At 72.3% G+C, this 17243-nt stretch carries 15 protein-coding genes; 4 read left to right on the top strand and 11 right to left on the bottom strand.

Features of this window, described 5'->3' with window-relative positions; genetic code table 11:
- Positions 1-108: 108 nt before the first annotated feature.
- Both ACZ5VC_RS11770 and ACZ5VC_RS11765 read left to right on the top strand, forming a co-directional pair.
- Positions 109-1335 carry a D-alanyl-D-alanine carboxypeptidase family protein gene (locus tag ACZ5VC_RS11770; RefSeq protein ID WP_469119895.1) on the top strand — a complete coding sequence of 409 codons (1227 nt, stop codon included), beginning with the start codon at positions 109-111 and terminating at the stop codon, positions 1333-1335.
- A 237-nt stretch (positions 1336-1572) separates the two neighbouring features.
- Positions 1573-3840 carry a SpoIIE family protein phosphatase gene (locus tag ACZ5VC_RS11765; RefSeq protein ID WP_469119894.1) on the top strand — a complete coding sequence of 756 codons (2268 nt, stop codon included), beginning with the start codon at positions 1573-1575 and terminating at the stop codon, positions 3838-3840.
- Positions 3841-3941: 101 nt separating this feature from the next.
- On the opposite strand, the gene ACZ5VC_RS11760 is transcribed toward ACZ5VC_RS11765, so the two are convergent.
- Together ACZ5VC_RS11760 and ACZ5VC_RS11755 are read right to left on the bottom strand one after the other, a co-directional pair.
- Positions 3942-6884, bottom strand: a complete 2943-nt coding sequence (locus tag ACZ5VC_RS11760) for a hybrid sensor histidine kinase/response regulator (RefSeq protein WP_469119893.1) — start codon at positions 6882-6884, stop codon at positions 3942-3944.
- 174 nt (positions 6885-7058) lie between these two features.
- Positions 7059-7493, bottom strand: coding sequence for an ATP-binding protein (locus ACZ5VC_RS11755; protein WP_469119892.1), 435 nt, complete (start codon positions 7491-7493; stop codon positions 7059-7061).
- A gap of 134 nt (positions 7494-7627) precedes the next feature.
- Here ACZ5VC_RS11755 and ACZ5VC_RS11750 point away from each other — a divergent pair, with 134 nt between their 5' ends.
- Positions 7628-8512 (top strand): SigB/SigF/SigG family RNA polymerase sigma factor, encoded by an 885-nt coding sequence (locus ACZ5VC_RS11750; protein ID WP_469119891.1) that lies wholly within the window; start codon positions 7628-7630, stop codon positions 8510-8512.
- Positions 8513-8593: 81 nt separating this feature from the next.
- On the opposite strand, the gene ACZ5VC_RS11745 is transcribed toward ACZ5VC_RS11750, so the two are convergent.
- The 9 genes from ACZ5VC_RS11745 to ACZ5VC_RS11705 form a co-directional block, all read right to left on the bottom strand.
- A complete protein-coding gene (locus tag ACZ5VC_RS11745; RefSeq protein WP_469119890.1) occupies positions 8594-9061 on the bottom strand; it encodes an ATP-binding protein in 468 nt (155 codons plus the stop codon).
- A gap of 12 nt (positions 9062-9073) precedes the next feature.
- Positions 9074-9460, bottom strand: a complete 387-nt coding sequence (locus ACZ5VC_RS11740) for an STAS domain-containing protein (protein WP_469120212.1) — start codon at positions 9458-9460, stop codon at positions 9074-9076.
- Between the two features lie 121 nt (positions 9461-9581).
- Positions 9582-9839, bottom strand: coding sequence for a DUF5133 domain-containing protein (locus tag ACZ5VC_RS11735; protein ID WP_468707938.1), 258 nt, complete (start codon positions 9837-9839; stop codon positions 9582-9584).
- Positions 9840-10000: 161 nt separating this feature from the next.
- On the bottom strand, positions 10001-10189 hold the full coding sequence (locus tag ACZ5VC_RS11730) for a DUF6381 family protein (RefSeq protein WP_468707758.1): 189 nt from the start codon (positions 10187-10189) through the stop codon (positions 10001-10003).
- 76 nt (positions 10190-10265) lie between these two features.
- The gene (gene ligD, locus ACZ5VC_RS11725; protein ID WP_469119889.1) at positions 10266-11222 is read right to left on the bottom strand and encodes a non-homologous end-joining DNA ligase; all 957 of its coding nucleotides are present in this window, start codon (positions 11220-11222) and stop codon (positions 10266-10268) included.
- Positions 11223-11929: 707 nt separating this feature from the next.
- Positions 11930-13891 (bottom strand): ABC transporter permease, encoded by a 1962-nt coding sequence (locus tag ACZ5VC_RS11720; protein ID WP_469119888.1) that lies wholly within the window; start codon positions 13889-13891, stop codon positions 11930-11932.
- Positions 13892-14103: 212 nt separating this feature from the next.
- Positions 14104-14919 (bottom strand): molybdate ABC transporter substrate-binding protein, encoded by an 816-nt coding sequence (gene modA, locus ACZ5VC_RS11715; RefSeq protein ID WP_469119887.1) that lies wholly within the window; start codon positions 14917-14919, stop codon positions 14104-14106.
- 110 nt (positions 14920-15029) lie between these two features.
- Positions 15030-15428 (bottom strand): TOBE domain-containing protein, encoded by a 399-nt coding sequence (locus tag ACZ5VC_RS11710; protein WP_469119886.1) that lies wholly within the window; start codon positions 15426-15428, stop codon positions 15030-15032.
- Positions 15429-15530: 102 nt separating this feature from the next.
- Complete coding sequence (locus tag ACZ5VC_RS11705; RefSeq protein WP_469119885.1) at positions 15531-15986, bottom strand: Lrp/AsnC family transcriptional regulator; 456 nt, start codon at positions 15984-15986, stop codon at positions 15531-15533.
- A gap of 179 nt (positions 15987-16165) precedes the next feature.
- Here ACZ5VC_RS11705 and ACZ5VC_RS11700 point away from each other — a divergent pair, with 179 nt between their 5' ends.
- On the top strand, positions 16166-17236 hold the full coding sequence (locus ACZ5VC_RS11700) for an asparaginase (RefSeq protein WP_469119884.1): 1071 nt from the start codon (positions 16166-16168) through the stop codon (positions 17234-17236).
- Positions 17237-17243: the final 7 nt, after the last annotated feature.

Here is a 17243-nt window from a genome sequence, read left to right as displayed (position 1 = left end):
CGGGCCGCGCCCCGGCCGCCGGGCACGGGTCGGCGTCACGGGGACAAGCCCTAGTCCGGACGGCGCACTCCACCTGCGCGGGAGTCCAGCTGTTCCTACGGTGGCTGAATGATCGTCATGTCAGCTGTCCGTCATGCCGCGGCCGGTACGGCAGCGCTGTTGCTCCTGGCGCCCGCCCCGGCCGCGGCCGCCTGTGTCACCGAGCCGACGCCGCCCGCTGGGTCCTCCTTCGACCGAGGGCGGCTGCACCGGCCCGGGACGCAGGTGGACGCCCTTCCCGGCGGTCCCGGAGCGCCGGAGGACGTCTCGGCCCTGTCCTGGCTGGTGGCGGATGCGGTGACGGGCGATGTGCTCGCCGCCCGTGACGCCCATCGGCGGCTGCCTCCGGCCAGCACCCTCAAGACGCTGTTCGCGGTCACGGCGATGCCCCGTCTCGACCCCTCGCTCCGGCACACGGTCCGTGAGGCCGAGTTGGAGGGGATCGGCGCCGGCTCCAGCCTCGTCGGTGTCCAGGCCGGGTACACGTACCGGGTGTCGGACCTGTGGAACGGCGTCTTCCTCAGCTCCGGGAACGACGCCGTGCATGTGCTCGCGGCGATGAACGGCGGCTGGGAGGGCATGGCCCGCCGGATGCAGGACAAGGCCCGGGCGCTGGGCGCCCGCGACACGAGGGTGGTCTCCCCCGACGGCTACGACGCGGACGGGCAGGTCTCGTCCGCGTACGACCTGGCGGTCTTCGGCCGGGTGGGCCTCCAGAACCCGGACTTCGTCCGGTACGCGTCGACGGCGCACGCGCGGTTCCCCTCGGGTCGCTGGTCGTACGACATCAAGAACACGAACCGGCTGCTGACCGGGGCCGACGGCGTCCTGCGCTACCCGGGGGTCATCGGCGTCAAGAACGGCTACACGAGCGGCGCGGGAAGCACGCTCATCGCCGCGGCGCGGCGCGGGAAGCGGACGCTGGTGGTGACAGTGATGAACCCGCGGTCCGGCGGCGGGTACGCGGTGTACGAGGAGGCGCGCGCGCTCCTGGACTGGGGGTTCAAGGCGGCCGGGCGGGTCCGTCCCGTGGGGTCCCTCGCGCCGGCTCCGCGGCGCAGGGCCCCGGCGCCGGGAGCCGCCAGGGCCGCCCTCCCGACCCGGGCGCAGAAGGCGGCCACCCCCCGCCCGCCCGAGCACGGGCGCGACCGCGACGTCGCCGCCGAGGCCGCGACCACGCCCGACGCGGGCCTTCCCCTGTCGCTCCTCGGAGCGGCCTGCGCCGGCGCGGTGGCACTGTGGTGGCGACACCGCCGCCAGAGCGTGGTGCGGGGGCCGTGGGGACCGCTGCGGTGACCGGGCGGGCCGGGCGGCGGCGTTGACGTCTGCGCCCGGCCGGTTGGCTCGCGACTCGTGCGAGCCGGTGATCCGACTGGCGGAGCGTGCCCGATCCCAACCGGAGCCGTGCCCTCGACGCCCCCCGGCGTACCGGTCGTCCACGTGCCTCGCACCCCTCCCTGTGGAGCTACGCGCGGGTAAAATCCTGAGGGACACGCTCGCTCACTCCTTCGACCGCTCGGGACGGGAGGTGCCGTGATCACATCCGCGCCGGGGCCCTCGGGCGTGGACAACGCCCAGACGATTTCGACGATCGTGGGGCTGACCGCCGAGATCAACCGCCTCCGTGACGCCTCCAGGCGTCGGCGGCTGCTCGACCTGGCCACCGGCATCCTGGTGGCCCAGCTGGGCGCGCCGCCCTCCGAGGCGGGTGAGCATCTGCGGAACCTCTCCCAGGTGACCGGTCTGAGCCCCGAGGATCTCGCCGCGGACATCGTGAACGGGGTCGCCGGCGCGCCGGATGTCGCGCCGCAGGTCGGCCCCGAGGGTCCGAGCCCGGTCGAGGCGAGGCGGGCCCGGCGCGTGGCGGCGGAGGCCGAGGCGCACGACACCGTGAGTGAGGCCGCCGAGGCGCTGCTGGAGGGCGGTCTGCGCCCGCTGGGCGCGCAGAGCCTGTGGCTGTGGCGGTGCACGGACTCCGGCTGTCTGCGGCTCGCCGGGCACGCCGGGGTGAGCGCGGCGGAGGCGGCGGTGTGGCAGTGGATCCCGCCGGGGGCGCCGGCGCTGTTCCACGCGGTGGTGTCCGACGGGACCCCGCGCTGGCTGCCGGCCGGTCCGGCGCCGGACCAGGTGCTCCCGGGGCCGGGGCCGCACGCCGGCCGCGCCCTGCTCCCGCTGCGGATCAGGGGCACGACGGTCGGTCTCGCGCTCACCGCGTGGCCCGCGCGGACGGAGTTCGAGGAGCCCGTACGCCGGGCGCTCACCGGACTGATCCAGGTGGCGGGGACCGTGCTCGACGCGGACGACTCCGTACCGTCGGGGGCGCCCGCGCTGGTGGACGTACTGGACGCCCTCGCGCATCCGGCGATGATGCTGCGGGGTGAGCCCGCCTCCTCGGCGCTGTCGGTGGAGCACCTCAACGAGCCGGCCGTCGAAGCCCTCGGCGGTACGGCGCCTCCCGTCGGCGAGCCGCTGGAGCTGGCCCTTCCGCTCGCTCACGTCGAACTGACGCGGCTGGCCAGGCGCGCCCACGCCGCGGCGCGCCGCCAGATCGCCCCGCGGCTGCCCCGGGTGGCGCGGGCCGAGGCGCCCGCCCCGCTGCTCGACGTACGGGTGCTTCCGGCGGGCACCGAACGGACCGTGGTGCTGTGGCACGCCAGCAGCAACCGGGGCATGTCCGCCACCCGGGCCGTGGGCCATCTCCAGGGAGTGGCGCCCTTCCGGGACAGTGTCTCGGGCGGCGGCTCGGTGTGGTCCGAGACGGCGTACCGGATCTTCGGCATCGACCCGGACGCCTCGCCGGTGCCGCTGCTGGCGATGCGTTCACGGGTGCACCCCGACGACGGCCAGGCCCTGACCGAGCTGATCACGACGCTCACAGAGCGCCAGCGGGGCGCCGTGTCGGTGCTGCGGATCGTGCGGGGCGACGGCACGCTGCGGCATGTGCGCGTCGCCGCCGAACCCCTGCTGGACGAGGGCGTGGTCACCGGTATCACCGGCGTCTACCAGGACGTCTCGGCGTACCGGCACACGGAGGCGGCGCTGACCGCGACGTTCGACCAGCTCACCGCCGTGCAGAAGCAGGCGGCGGTGCGGCACGAGCTGGCGCTGCGGCTCCAGCAGGCGATCGTGCCCGAGACGCCCGATCTGCAGCAGCTGCCCGGACTGCTCGTCGCGGCCCGCTACCGGCCGGCGGTCGAGGAATACCGGGTGGGCGGTGACTGGTACGACGTTCTGCCGCTGCCCAGCGGCCGGGTCCTGGTCGCGGTCGGCGACATCGCGGGGCACGGCATCGAGTCGGCCACCGGGATGGTCGCCCTGCGCAACGCGCTGCGCGGCCTCGCCTTCACCGGTCACACGCCCGGGCGGCTGATGGAGTGGCTCAACGAGGTCACTCTCCAGACGAGCGGCCACCCCACGGCGACCGCGGTGTGCGCACTCTACGACCCGGACGACCGCTCCTTCTGGTGGTCGAGCGCCGGGCATCTGCCGCTGCTGTTGCTGCGCGAGGGGCGCGCCCGGTTGCTCGACCCGCCGCGTGACCTGCTGTTGGGCGCGGTGGCCTCGGTGACGTACCGGGAGATACGGACTCCGCTGCGGCCGGGCGACACGCTTCTGCTCTACACGGACGGGCTGGTCGAGCGGCGGCACGACGGCCTGGACGAGGGACTGACGAGTCTGCTCGCGGTCGCGGAGCGGCTGAGCGACTGCGAGGTGGAGGAGCAGGTGGAGCGGCTGCTGGAGGCGGCGACGGGGGACACGGACGACGATACGAGCATCATCGCGATCCGTATCCGGGAGTGACGGGGCCTCGCGCCGTCCCGGGATCCCGCGAGCCCGGGCCTCCGCGCCGTACTGGGGCCGACGCCCCGCGAACCGGCGGACGTTCACACGTCCCGGCGGGTTCAGTGTTCTTCCGTCAGCCAGCCGCGGATCATGCCCATCAGATGGTCCGCGTCGACCGGTTTGGCGACGTAGTCGCTGACTCCCGCCGCCAGCGCCTTGGCGCGGTCGCCCGGCATCGCCTTGGCCGTGACGGCGATGATGGGCAGCTTGGCGAAGCGCGGAATCTCCCTGATCGCCGCCGTGGTGGCGTACCCGTCCAGGCCGGCCATCATCACGTCCATCACCACGAGGTCGACCTCCTCGTGGGTGGCGAGCAGCTCGATTCCGGCCCGACCGCTGTCGGCGGTGAGCACGTGCAGTCCTTCGCGTTGCAGCACCTGCGTCAGGGCGAAGACGTTGCGGGCGTCGTCGTCGACGACGAGGACCGTGGCGCCGGACGGGCGTACGTCCCGGTCGCCGGCCTCCGCCCCGTGCCGGGTGTCGTCCTCCGCCGCGGGGTGGAGGTCGGCCCGCTCACGCAGGGGAAGGTAGAGCGTGAACCTGCTCCCGCGGCCCACCGAGCTCTCCGCGACGATCACACCGCCCAGCAGCCGGGCGACCTCGCGGCTGATGGAGAGGCCGAGACCGGTGCCTCCGTAGCGACGGGCGGTCGTGCCGTCGCCCTGCTGGAAGGCCCCGAACACGCTCTCCAGGCGGTCGGCGGGGATGCCGACGCCCGTGTCGGTGACCTGGAAGGCGAGGGTGGGGCCGGAGTCCCGCAGGGCATGCGGGAGTTCCTCGGCGGTGGCGTTGTGGACGCCGAGCTCGACGCTTCCCCGGTCGGTGAACTTCAGCGCGTTGGAGAGCAGATTGCGCAGGACCTGGCGCAGCCGCCCCTCGTCGGTGGTGAGTTCGTCCGGGATGTCGGGTGCCGTGACGACATGGAAGTCCAGTTCGCGTTCGCCCGCCACGGGCCGGAAGGTCGCTTCCAGATGGTCCAGCAGCTGGTGCAGCGGGAACGGCTCGGCGTGGATGTCCATCTTGCCCGCCTCGACCTTGGAGAGGTCGAGGATGTCGTTGATGAGCTGGAGCAGGTCGGATCCGGCGGAGTGGATGACCTCCGCGTAGTCGACCTGCTTGTCCGTCAGGTTTCCCTCGGGGTTCTGCGCGAGCAGCCGGGCAAGGATGAGCAGGCTGTTGAGCGGGGTGCGCAGTTCATGGCTCATGTTGGCCAGGAACTCGGACTTGTACATCGAGGTCCGGGAGAGCTGCTGGGCGCGGGCCTCCAGCTCCTGCCGGGCCTGCTCGATCTCCAGGTTCTTGCTCTCGATGTCCCGGTTGCGTTCGGCGAGGAGGGCCGCCTTTTCCTTGAGTTCGGCGTTGGAGCGCTGCAGTTCCCGCTGCCTGGCCTGCAACTCCTTCGAACGGGCGCGCAGTTCGGAGGTGAGGCGCTGGGACTGCCCGAGGAGTTCGTCGGTGCGCACACTGGCGATCAGCGAGCTGACGTTGACACCGACGGTTTCGATGAACTGGTCGAGGAAGTCCCGGTGGATGTCGGTGAAGGGGCGGAGCGCGGCCAGTTCCACGGCGCCCAGCACCTGTCCCTCGACGACGACCGGCAGGATGATCAGCTGGCCGGGTTCGGCCGAGCCGGCCGCCGACGCGATGGTGGCGTAGCCGTGCGGGAGCCGGTCCACGACGATGGTCCGCCCGTCGCGGGCGGCCTGGCCGACGAGGGACTGGCCGAGGCGGAAGCGGCGGGGCTCGGAGGACGGGTCGTCGGGGGACGCATAGGCGGCGGTCATGACGAGTTCGGTGCCGTGTTCACCCTCCTGGACGAGGAAGAAGGCGCCGTACTGCGCGGAGACGAGTGGTGGCACCTCGGCCATGATCAGTTCGGCCAGGGCGGGAAGGCTGCCGGTGCCCTGCATGAGGCCGGAGACGCGTGCGAGGTTCGTCTTGAGCCAGTCCTGGGCTTCGTTGGCGTGGATGGTGGCGCGCAGGGACTCCACCATCGCGTTGATGTTGTCCTTGAGGTCGCCGACCTCACCGGTGGCGTCGACCGTGATGGAGCGGGTCAGATCGCCTTCGGCGACGGCGCTGGTCACCTCGGCGATGGCACGGACCTGCCGGGTCAGGTTGCCCGCCAGTTCGTTGACGTTCTCGGTGAGCCGTTTCCAGGTTCCGGAGACGCCTTCCACTTCGGCCTGGGCCCCGAGCCGCCCTTCGCTGCCGACCTCGCGGGCGACTCTGGTGACTTCGGCAGCGAAGGACGACAGCTGGTCCACCATCGTGTTGATGGTGGTCTTCAGTTCCAGGATCTCGCCGCGCGCGTCCACGTCGATCTTGCGGGTGAGGTCACCGTTGGCGACGGACGTGGTGACCTGCGCGATGTTGCGGACCTGGTTGGTCAGGTTGTTCGCCATGGAGTTGACGTTGTCGGTGAGGTCCTTCCAGGTGCCCGACACGCCGCGCACGGTGGCCTGGCCGCCGAGCTTGCCCTCGGTGCCCACCTCACGGGCGACGCGGGTGACCTCCTCCGCGAAGGAGGAGAGCCGGTCGACCATGGTGTTGATGGTCTCCTTGAGCTCCAGGATCTCGCCGCGCGCGTCCACTCTGATCTTCTGGGTCAGGTCGCCGCGCGCCACGGCGGTGGCGACCTGCGCGATGGACCTGACCTGGGACGTGAGGTTGTCGGCCATGGTGTTGACGCCCGAGGTCAGCTCCAGCCAGACGCCCCGCACCCTCGGCTCGCGGGCGTGACCGCCGAGGAGGCCCTGCCCGCCGACCTCGCGGGCGACGCGGGTGACCTCCGAGGTGACCAGGGAAAGCTGCTCGACCATGCCGTTGTAGATGGTCGCGATCTCTCCGAGGAGCCCTCCGGCGTCGTCGGGGAGTCGCTGGGAGAGGTCACCGTCCCGTACGGCGGTGAGTCCGGCCAGCAGTTTGCGGAGCCCTTCCTCCCCGAGCTCCGGGGTGGGCCGCGACGGGTCGGGGCCGGGCGTGCGGGAAGACACATCCATCGCAACCTCGCGCTGTCGGGACGCACGGCGCCGTGACGGCACGCCGCGTCGGCGCGCTCGTAACGGCGTTTTCCACTCTGGCACGGGGGGACGGCGCCGACATCCTCACGCGGACGGATTGCCGGGGCGCCGCACACCTGCCGCGGAGGAGGCCCGGACACGAGGGCGCGCAGCTCACGAAGGCGCCGGCGGGACCCTGGGCAGGCGAACCTCGAACCAGACGGCCTTCCCTCGCTCCCGGCGCACCCAGCCCCAGCCCGCGGAGAGGCGCTGGAGCAGATAGAGGCCGTGCCCGGAGGCCTGGGCGGGCCGGTGCGGGGCGCGCGACCGGGGGCGTGCCGGACTGTTGTCGCTCACCTGGACCAACAGACGCCCGTCGGCCAGGTCGAAGCGCAGCTCGTACGGGGCTCCGCCATGGGTGCAGGCGTTGGTGACGACCTCGGAGACCAGCAGGAGGACGTCCTGCACGGCTGTCCTCTCCCCCGGCCCACGCGCGGTGAGCCATTCGTCCAGGACCTGGCGCGTCAGGTCCCGGCACTGCCCCACGACGCCGGGCCCGGCACGCAGCGGAAAGCGGCGGCTGTGCGCCACACGACCCTCCGCACTCACGCGATCCATGGAAGGCGACTTCCCGGCAGAAAGGTTATTAATACCCTCAAACGGGCATCTTTCGTGACAGGACGCTCACGACGGACCCCCGCTGCCGCGTGGCAGCGCAGGCCCCGCCCCGTCGAAGGAGCCGCATGTCCAGTACCCGGAACCAAGCCGTCCGCGCCACACGGTCCCCCGCGAGGCCCGCGGTACGGCGCAGCGCCCTGGGCGGTCTCCCCGAGATCTCACAGCCCCAGGACGTCACCACCAGCGATGCCCAGAAGCTCTCGGTGGCCCTTTTCCGCCGGCTCGCCGCGCTGGAGGAGGGCACACCCGAGCACGCCTACGTCCGCAACACCCTGGTCGAGCTGAATCTCAGCCTGGTGAAGTTCGCGGCGCGGCGGTTCCGCAACCGCGCCGAACCCCTGGAGGACATCATCCAGGTCGGCACGATCGGCCTGATCAAGGCGATCAACCGGTTCGACGTGGAGCGCGAGGTCGAGTTCGCGTCGTTCGCACTGCCGACCATCGTCGGCGAGATGAAGCGCTTCTTCCGGGACACCAGCTGGGCCGTCCAGGTGCCCCGCCGGCTCCAGGAGCTGCGGATCGGCCTGGCGAAGGCCCTGGACGTACTGGAGCAGCAGCTGGGCCGCCGGCCCACCACCGCCGAGCTCGCCGCACATCTGCACGTCACCGAGGCCGAGATCATCGAGGGCGAGCAGGCCGCCAACGGGTATGTGGCGCGCTCGCTCGACGCCCCCCTCGACGACGAGACGGGCGACACCGGCTTCGCCCGGCGGCTCGGCGCCGAAGAGCACTCCTTCGATGTCATCGAGTCCCTGGAATCCCTCAAGCCGCTCATCGCGCGCCTGAGCGAGCGGGACCGGACGATCCTGACGCTGCGCTTCGGCGAGGAGCTGACCCAGTCCGAGATCGGCGCCCGGCTGGGCCTGTCGCAGATGCACATCTCCCGGCTTCTGGCGGACATCCTCGGGCGGCTGCGCAACGGCCTGCTGGAGGACGAACCCCCGGCCTGAGAGCGCGCCCCGACACCGTACGGCCCGAGGGCGCACGGCCCGAGGGCCATGCCCGGCACGTAACGCCCCAAAGGCGCAGGCTCACGTGGGCCTTGGCTCGTCCGTGCGCTCCGTGCGCTCCGTACGCGAGGGCAGCGTCACCTCCAGCCACACGACCTTGCCCGCGTCCCGCGACACCGCCCCCCAGCTCCCGGCGAGCCGCTCCATGACCATCAGGCCGTGGCCGCCCGGCAGGGCCGGATTCCTGGGCGCCCGGGGCACAGGGGCATCGGAACTCCCGTCGGCGACCTCCACCCGCAGGTGGCCGTCCGTGTGTCTGAGGACCAGCTCACTGGGCCCGCCCGCGTGCAGACAGGCGTTGGTGACGACCTCCGACACGAGCAGCAGGACGTCCCCGACGCGCTGCTCGTCCTCCTCGTCCACCGGCGGCGTCCACCCCCAGTCGGCCAGTGCACGGGCGGTGAAGTCCCGGCAGCGGGTCACCACTCCTCTGGTCCCGAACAGTTCCAGCCGACGAATCTGGCTCCGCCCGGTCACGCTCTCGCCCATGGGGCCTCTCCGCTATCCCGGGGCCTGGCCTGCCAGCGCCTCGTCAAGATCGGCGTGGACACGGAACACCGCGTGCGCGCCTGTGATGTCGAACATCCGGGCCACCGGCGGCTGCAACGCGGCCAGCTCCAGCCGGCCTCCCGCCTCCTGGGCCGCCAGGCGGGCCCGGAGCAGGACGTTGAGGCCGGTGGAGTCGCAGAAGCTCAGGTTGGCGCAGTCGACGACGATCCGTTCCGGCGCGGTCCCGATCTGCTCCTCCAGGGCGGTCCGCAGCGGTGCGGCCGTGTCATGGTCCAGCTCACCGGTGAGGGTCACCACGGCGGCGTTCGGCGCCCGCCGGGTCGCGACCGCGAATCTTCTCCTTCCGGCGGTCAACCGTTCCTCCGAATCCCCGGTCATGTCCGACGCCATGGGTCCACCCGCCTTCATGGGATGCGTGCGCTCGTGGTGACAGTCCTCCGGATACGCGGCACGCGCCCGAGTGATGCTCATGCGGGGCGCGTACCCCACGGGGAGCGTTCTATCGCGAAGACGGCGGACTGGCCGGCGCGAACGGCGAGGTCCGCCGCCCGACCGGGCGTCCGCGGCCGAGATAGCGCTCGGCCGCCCACACCGCTTCGCGCGCCGTGCGCTCCCCCATCAGCACGCACAGCGTGTACGCGGTGTCCTCGAATCGTCGGCGGACGGCCGGGTCATGGGGGTTCGACAGCACCGCACGCTCCTGCGCCCGGTAGTGGGAGAGCAGTCGGTCGACGGTGGCCTTGTCGGGCAGCAACATCATGTCCTCCCTGCACATGTGGCCAGCCAGCCCATCTTGCCCGGCGTCGGGCTCCTCCGCGAGCTGTAGGGACACGCTGTGTGACGAACAGGCCGGTGGCCTCCCACGCCGTCGCGTGGGAGGCCACCGGTCGAGCAGGCGCGACCGCGGTCGCGCGGGGGCTACATGAAGCGTTCGTCGCTTCGGCCGCCCTTCTCGCTCTGCTCGCTCTGCTCCTGCAGCTTGCGGGCCTTTTCCTGGAGCCGCTGACGCTCCTGGGGGTCGGACGCGCGTTCGGCCGCCTCGTTCAGTTGCTGGGCCTTGTCGCGCATCTGCTGGGCACGGCTGCCGGACTCACCTGCGACGCTCATAGTCACTCCTTGTGACGAGGGAAGAGCGGGACTTCTTCAGCGAAGCAGGGCTCCGTCACGCTCGCATCTCGAACCGTCACCGACCGTCATCATCGCCGTTCGACGAGGTTTCCAGTGCCTCCAGACGGCGGACGGCCGGGCCGAGCGAGCGGCCCCGGGACACCGCGTCGCTCCACGGGTCCTCCGCGAGGAGCCGGTCCACGTCCCCGATTGCGGCACTCAGCGGGCCCGCCGCCGCGTCGTCGAGGGCGTCCCAGGTCAACGGGGTCGCCACGGGCGCCCCCGGGCGGGCGCGGACCGCGTACGGCACGACGGCGGTCTGGGCATAGCCGTTGCGCTGGACATCGAGGTAGAGACGGCCCCGGCGGACCTGCTTCCTCACCTCGGTGGTGAGCCGCTCGGGATGGCGGTCGGCGAGGACGTCCGCGGCGCGCCGGGCGAAGGCGCGGACCTCGTCGAAGGGGGTACTCCGGTCCAGCGGCACAAGGATGTGCAGCCCGCGTGAACCGGTGGTCATCACCGTCGACGGCAGTTCCAGCTCATCCAGGAGTTCGTGGAGCCACCGCGCGGCCGCCAGCACCTCGGCGAGGTCATTGTCGGGGCTGTCGCCGGGCGGGTCGAGGTCGAAGACCAGCCGGTCGGGGTGGTCGGGGCGGTCCGCCTTCGAGAGCCAGCGGTGGGGTGTGACGCACCCCTGACCGGCCAGGTAGACGAGCGTGGCCGTGTCGTCGCACAGGACGTGGGTCACCGTCCCGCCCTCCTTGGGCAGTTCGGCGCGGTGGATCCAGTCGGGAAAGTGGTCGGACACGTCCTTCTGCATGAAGGCGGGGCCGTCGATGCCGTCGGGGTGCCGTTCCAGCATCAGCGGACGCTGCCGCAGATGAGGCAGCATCCGCGGGGCGATCCTCCGGTAGTAGTCGGCGAGGTCGGCCTTGGTGATCCCGTCGTCGGGGAAGAGCACCTTGTCCGGGCGCTTGATCTCGACGGTGCGCCGCCCTGCCTTGATCGCGGTGACATCCTTCGTGGTCGTCATCGGCGCCGCTCAGGTGGCCGGTTCCGGCGCGGGAAGGGGCCCCGGCAGGGGGCCGGGCTTCGGCTGCGGATCCGGGCGAGGAGCGGGCGGCGGCGGGTCGGGCTCGGGCTGGGGCGGCGCCGGCGGTACGGGGTCGGGCCCGCCCGGCGCGGGCACGGGTCCCGGGACGGGACCGGGCTGCGGACCGGGCCCGGGACCGGGCGCGGGCGTCGGACTCGGCGGGACGGGGTCGTTCGGAGGCGTGCCCATGGTGGACTCCCATAGCGGGCGGACTGCGGTCGGCTGCACGGTCGTGGCTTCCGGCTCGGTCATGGCTCCCCTGTCGCGTCCTCGGCCGTCACCACACGAGTGACGACCTCCGTTCTCTGTCCTGTCCCTGGCCTGGCGTACCGGCCTCCGCGCGCCTGCCACACGCGACCCGTACGGCTCATACGGTCATACGGCTCATGCGGCGGATACGACTCATGCGACGAGGCGGCGCACGACCCGGCTGCTCCGCCTGGCGCGTACCCGGGCGTGCGGTCCGTATGCGTGGAAAGCGGGAAGGCGGCGGCAGCCGACGGGCGACGCAGCGGCGATCGGCGGCAGGGCCACGGCGGCGGATGCGACTCACGCGACGAGGGGCGGGGCGCGGCCCGGCAGTGGCGCCGTGCACCGACCCGCCCGTCCGATCCCGACCCGTGGGACCGGTGTTGAGGGCTCCGGCGTCAGAGCTTCACGACGGTCACCTCGGTCGCCTTCACGCTGGTCCATACGGCGGCGCCGTCTACCAGGCCCAGTTCCACGGCGGCCTGCGGGGTGATCTCGGCGACGAGGTCGGGCGCCCGGTCGGAGGTGACCAGAACCCTCAGGCGGCTGCCGCTGGCGGTGATCTCCCGTACGGTGCCCGGCCAGACGTTGCGAGGACTCCCGCCGGGCTTCTCGCGGTGCACGGAGACGGCCTCGGGCGCGATGATCGCGAGGGCGTCGGTGCCGGCCGGCAGCGGATCGGCGGCCACCAGCAGCCCGCCGGCGGCGAGTTGGAGACCGTCGGCGGTGGCCGTGCCCGGCCAGGCGTTGCGGCCGAGCATCCGCGCGACCCAGGGCGAGCGGGGGTGGCGGGTCACCTCGGCGGGCGGAGCGTCCTGGAGGGCGCGGCCGTCGTCCAATACGAGGACCCGGTCGGCCAGCGAGACCGCCTCGACCGGGTCGTGGGTGACGATCAGACAGACACCGCCGAATCCGTCGAGGTGCGTGCGCAGGGTGTGCCGTACATGGGCGCGGGTGGTCTGGTCGAGTGCGGCGAGCGGCTCGTCGAGCAGCAGCAGCCGGGGACGGGCCGCGAGCGCCCGGGCGAGGGCGACGCGCTGGGCCTGACCTCCGGAGAGCTGGCTCGGACGGCGATGGGCGAGGGGGCCGACGCCGAGCCGGTCGAGCCACTCCTGGGCGCTGCGGCGGGCCCGCGCGCGGGGGACGCCGTGGGCGCGCAATCCGTACGCGGTGTTGGCGAGGGCGGTCATGTGCGGGAAGAGGGCGCCGTCCTGCGGCACCCAGGCGACGCCGCGGCGGTGCGGCGGCAGGGCGGTGACGTCGGTGTCGCCGAGCCGCAGGTCCGCGTGGGCGCGCGGGGTGAGGCCCAGGAGAGCGCGCAACAGGGTGGTCTTGCCCGCGCCGTTGGGGCCCACGACGGCGATGGTGGTGCCCGGCTCCACGTCCAGGGTGAGCCGGGTGAAACCGGTGACCTCGGCGTACAGACCCCAGCGCTCGGCCGGGTCCGGGACGCCCGCCCCGCCCGACCGGTCTGCCGTGTCCTTCGCGTCCTTCGCGTCGTTGCCGGCCGGGTCCGGGTCGCCCCCCGGCGCCTTGGGCGCGTACGAGCGGCCGGCCGGTGCCCCGGTCCAGCGGCCGCGCAGGGCGACGAGGACCAGCATGGCGATGGCGAGCAGCAGCAGGGAGACGGAGGTCGCGGCCTGCGGCTCGTCCTGGAGGAGCAGGTACACCTGGAGGGGAAGGGTCTGGGTGGTGCCGGGGAGGTTGCCCGCGAAGGTGATGGTGGCGCCGAACTCGCCGAGTGCCCGCGCCCAGGTGAGGGCCGCTCCGGCGATCAGGCCGGGGGCGACCATCGGCAGGGTGACGGTGAGGAACACCCGTACCGGAGAGGCCCCGAGCGAGGCTGCGGTCTCCTCGTAGCGCGGCCGCAGCCCACCGAGCGCTCCTTCGAGGCTGATCACGAGGAACGGCATCGACACGAAGGTGGCGGCGACCACGGCCCCCGACGTGTGGAAGGGCAGGGTGACGCCGAAGGTGCTCTCCAGGAACGGGCCGAGCAGTCCCCGGCGGCCGAAGCCCAGCAGCAGGGCCACGCCGCCGACCGTGGGTGGCAGCACCATCGGGAGCAGGACCAGGGAGCGCACGAACGCCTTGCCGGGGAAGTCGACCCGGGCCAGCAGCCAGGCCAGCGGCACCCCGAGCAGGAGCGACAGCGCGAGAGCCCAGAAGGAGACGACGAGGGAGAGCCGCAGGGCTTCGGTGACGCCGGGACTCGTGAGGTGCTCGCCCAGCTCGCCCCAGGAGGTGCGGGCGAGCACGCCGATCAGCGGCAGCAGCAGGAACGCGATGGCGAGCAGTGCGGGGATCGCGAGCGCGAGGGGGGTGCGGGGGCCCGTTGCGCGGGTGCGGAGTCGTCTCATCGGAAGGTCCTGGGTGTTCGCCTTGCGGAAGTCGGGCGGCAGGCCTGGGCGTTCGCCGGTCGGCCCAGCGGTCCTGCGGGTCCTCCGGTCGGAAGCCCCGCGGTCCTGGGTGTCTTCCGGCCGGAAGCCCAGCGGTCCTGAGGCACCCCGGTCGGAAGGGTGAGGGGCTGCCGGTCCCCCGGCCGGGCAGCTCCTGTGCGCGACGGGCGCGATTACGGCTTCTGGAAGCCGGCATCCTGGAGGATCTTCTGTGCCTCCGGAGTGGAGAGCCAGGCGACGAACGCGGCCGCGGCGTCGGCGTTCTTGGACGTCTTGAGCGTGGCCGCCGGGTAGGACGCGACCGCGTTCTGGGCGTCGGGGATCTCGACGGCCTCGACCTTGTCGGCCGCCTTCGTGGTGTCCGTCTTGTAGACGAGGCCGGCGTCGGCCTCGCCCAGCTCGACCTTGCTGAGGACGGCGCGGACGTTCGGCTCCTCGGAGACCGGCTTCACGACGATCTTCTGGGCGTCGAGGATCTTCTTGCTGTAGCGGCCGACCGGCACCTCGGGCGCGGCGAGGACCACCTTCAGCTGGGTGTCGGCGAGGTCCTTGAGCTCGTCCACCTTGAAGGGATTTCCCTTGCCGGTGGCGATGACCAGCCGGTTCTTGGCGATGACCGTCGGCGCACCGACGTCGGCCCCCAGCCCGTCCATCGTCTTGGTGTCGGCGGTGACCAGGGCGTCGGCGGGGGCGCCCTGCTCGACCTGGGCGGCCAGTTCCTGCGAGCCGGCGAAGGAGAACGTCAGCGTGGTGCCCGGGTGGGACTTCTCGTAGGCCGCGCCGGCGGTCTTGAAGACGTCGGTGAGGGAGGCGGCCGCGAGCACGGTCAGCTTCGCCGCGGGAGCGGAGCCGCCGGCCGACGCCCTGGCGCCGTCGTTCTTCCTGGTGCCTTCCGCCTTCCCGGTGCTGTCCGCGCCGCAGGCGGCGAGGGGAACGAGGAGCGCGGCCGTCAGTACGACGGCGGCGGTGCGGCGTCTCACGTGGGACATGGGGGTGGTGCTCCTTGCGGAAGGTGGCCGACCGCGGGTGCCGGTCCGAGCGGATGGTGAAGAGCCGCGCCGGTGACGGGCGACGCCGCTGTGGTGGTGCGCGGGAGCGGTCAGGTGCGGTCGATGTGCACGCTGGTCGACTTCACACGGGCGGTGGCCCGCATGCCGACCTCCAGTCCCAGCTCCTCCACGGCCTCACGGGTGAGGAGGGAGACGAGCCGGTGCGGTCCTGCCTGGATCTCGATCTGCGCCGCGACGTCGCCGAGCTTGATGCCGGTGACGATGCCGGGGAAGGCGTTGCGGGCGGAGGTGTACGAGGGCTCCTCCTCGCCCTGGCCGCCGCTCTGGGCGACCTCGATCGAGAAGGCGGCCAGATCCCTGCCGTCGATCAGACGGCGGCCGCCTTCGTCGCGATGGGTCGCGACCCGGCCGGCGTCCGCCCAGCGGCGCGCCGTGTCGGGACTGACTCCGAGCAGACGGGCCGCCTGCCCGATGGTGTAGGACTGCATATGCGACACGTTAGGACTGTCAGGCTCTCATGTGCAATCAAGTTCGTCGGATGGTGGCAGCAATTGCGGGAACACATGGAGGAAGGCCCAAGGCCCGGTCGGTCACCGCTCGACGGGCAGGCCGCCCGGTTGCTTGATCCGCTTCATGATGATCTGTGAGTTGACCTCCGAGACGCCGGGAAGCGTCGTGAGCCGTTCGATCCAGAGCCGTTCGTACGCGGCGAGGTCGGCGACCGCGATGCGCAGCAGGCAGCCCGGGCTGCCGAACAGCCGGTACGCCTCGATGACATCGGGGATGTCCTGGAGCGCCGACTCGAAGGCCTCGACCGTCTCCCTGTCCCGCTTCACCTCGATCGAGACGAGCACCTCGAAGCCGCGTCCGACGGAGTCGGGGTCGACGACCGCGCGGTACCCCTGGATGACTCCGTCCTGTTCCAGTTGCCTCACCCTGCGCATACAGGGCGAGGGGCTCAGGCCCACCCGCAGGGCGAGCTCCTGGTTGGTCAGCCGACCGTCGTTCTGAAGCTCACGCAAGATGCTGCGGTCGATTCCATCCATGGCGCAATTATCCACCACACATGAAACAAAGCCGCCGGATAGTGGCAACCAAATTGCGCGTGGATCACCCTATCGTTGCGTGTGAGACGGGACGCCATCCGCGGCCGTCGGGGCACGCGGGCCGGCAGGGCCAAGAGCGACACCGGACCGCGTACCCGCTGAACGGAACGATTTTTCTTGTGAGGGAACACGTGGAGCGGATACAGGCATCGGAGCGGCACGCCCGGCGGATCGTCGTCATCAGCACGGGCGGGACGATCGCCAGTCGCTGGCAGGGTACGGGTTTCGCCGCCGACGCCTCGGGCCGGGACGTCATGGCCACGGCCGACCTCCCCGCCGACATCTCCGTGGACGTGGTCGACCTCTTCAGCGTCAACAGCCCCCGGTTGACCTCCGCCCAGCAGCTGACGCTGCTCCGGACCGTCCACGAGGTCCTCGCCGACCCCTCCGTCGACGGCATCGTCGTCGCGCACGGCACCGACACCCTCGAGGAGTCCGCCTTCCTGCTCGACCTCTACCACCGCGACACGCGCCCGGTCGTCCTCACCGGTGCCCAGCGCCCGCTCGGCACGACGGACGGCGACGGGCCGGGCAATCTCTACGACGCCCTCCTCACCGCCGCGACCGTCCGGGACCTCGGGGTCCTGGTGGTCTTCGACGGCAAGGTGCACGCGGCGCGCGGCACGATCAAGACGCAGACCCTGGACGCGGACGCGTTCGCCGATCCCTCCGGGCCGCGTGTCGGCGAGGTCGGGTTCGGCAAGGTCGCCATACGCCGTCGGCCCGAGCGCCCCGCCGCACTCGACCTGCCCACGCCGGCCGGATCCACCCGGCTGCCGCGCATCGACATGGTCATGCACCATGTCGACGCCGACCCTCTGCTCCTGAACGCGGCCGTCGAGGCGGGCGCCCAGGGCATCGTGCTGGTCGCCACCGGCGCGGGCAACGCGACCCCGCAGTTCGTCGACGCGGTCGCCGCCGCCGTCGACCGGGGTGTCCTCGTCGCGCTCACCACGCGCGTACCCGCCGGGCCCGTTGCCGAGATCTACACCCTCGGCGGGGCCGTGGACCTCGTCTCCGCCGGCGCGGTCCTGACGGGCACCCTGCGTGCGGGCCAGGCACGGATCGCCGTACTCGCCGCCCTGCTCACCGGCTCCGGCCCCGAGGAGCGCACCGAGGTGCTTCGCCGGCTGCTCGGTCAGCGCGCCGAGCGCGTCGGCGCCAACGCGCCGGCGGCCATGTCGGCCTGACCGCCGC

The organism is Streptomyces sp. NPDC033174 (assembly GCF_055577795.1).
The sequence above is the reverse complement of the archived record's forward strand: the minus strand, read 5'-3'. Positions and strand labels throughout refer to the sequence as shown.

Excerpts from the sequence above, each read along its gene's own strand:
- ACZ5VC_RS11705 (WP_469119885.1), bottom strand. The coding sequence starts at position 15,986 with ATGGATGGAATCGACCGCAGCATCTTGCGTGAGCTTCAGAACGACGGT.
- ACZ5VC_RS11710 (WP_469119886.1), bottom strand. The coding sequence starts at position 15,428 with ATGCAGTCCTACACCATCGGGCAGGCGGCCCGTCTGCTCGGAGTCAGT.
- ACZ5VC_RS11735 (WP_468707938.1), bottom strand. The coding sequence starts at position 9,839 with ATGTTGCTGCCCGACAAGGCCACCGTCGACCGACTGCTCTCCCACTAC.
- ligD (WP_469119889.1), bottom strand. The coding sequence starts at position 11,222 with ATGACGACCACGAAGGATGTCACCGCGATCAAGGCAGGGCGGCGCACC.
- ACZ5VC_RS11770 (WP_469119895.1), top strand. The coding sequence starts at position 109 with ATGATCGTCATGTCAGCTGTCCGTCATGCCGCGGCCGGTACGGCAGCG.
- ACZ5VC_RS11750 (WP_469119891.1), top strand. The coding sequence starts at position 7,628 with ATGTCCAGTACCCGGAACCAAGCCGTCCGCGCCACACGGTCCCCCGCG.
- ACZ5VC_RS11720 (WP_469119888.1), bottom strand. The coding sequence starts at position 13,891 with ATGAGACGACTCCGCACCCGCGCAACGGGCCCCCGCACCCCCCTCGCG.
- ACZ5VC_RS11745 (WP_469119890.1), bottom strand. The coding sequence starts at position 9,061 with ATGGGCGAGAGCGTGACCGGGCGGAGCCAGATTCGTCGGCTGGAACTG.
- ACZ5VC_RS11740 (WP_469120212.1), bottom strand. The coding sequence starts at position 9,460 with ATGACCGGGGATTCGGAGGAACGGTTGACCGCCGGAAGGAGAAGATTC.
- modA (WP_469119887.1), bottom strand. The coding sequence starts at position 14,919 with ATGTCCCACGTGAGACGCCGCACCGCCGCCGTCGTACTGACGGCCGCG.
- ACZ5VC_RS11760 (WP_469119893.1), bottom strand. The coding sequence starts at position 6,884 with ATGGATGTGTCTTCCCGCACGCCCGGCCCCGACCCGTCGCGGCCCACC.
- ACZ5VC_RS11730 (WP_468707758.1), bottom strand. The coding sequence starts at position 10,189 with ATGAGCGTCGCAGGTGAGTCCGGCAGCCGTGCCCAGCAGATGCGCGAC.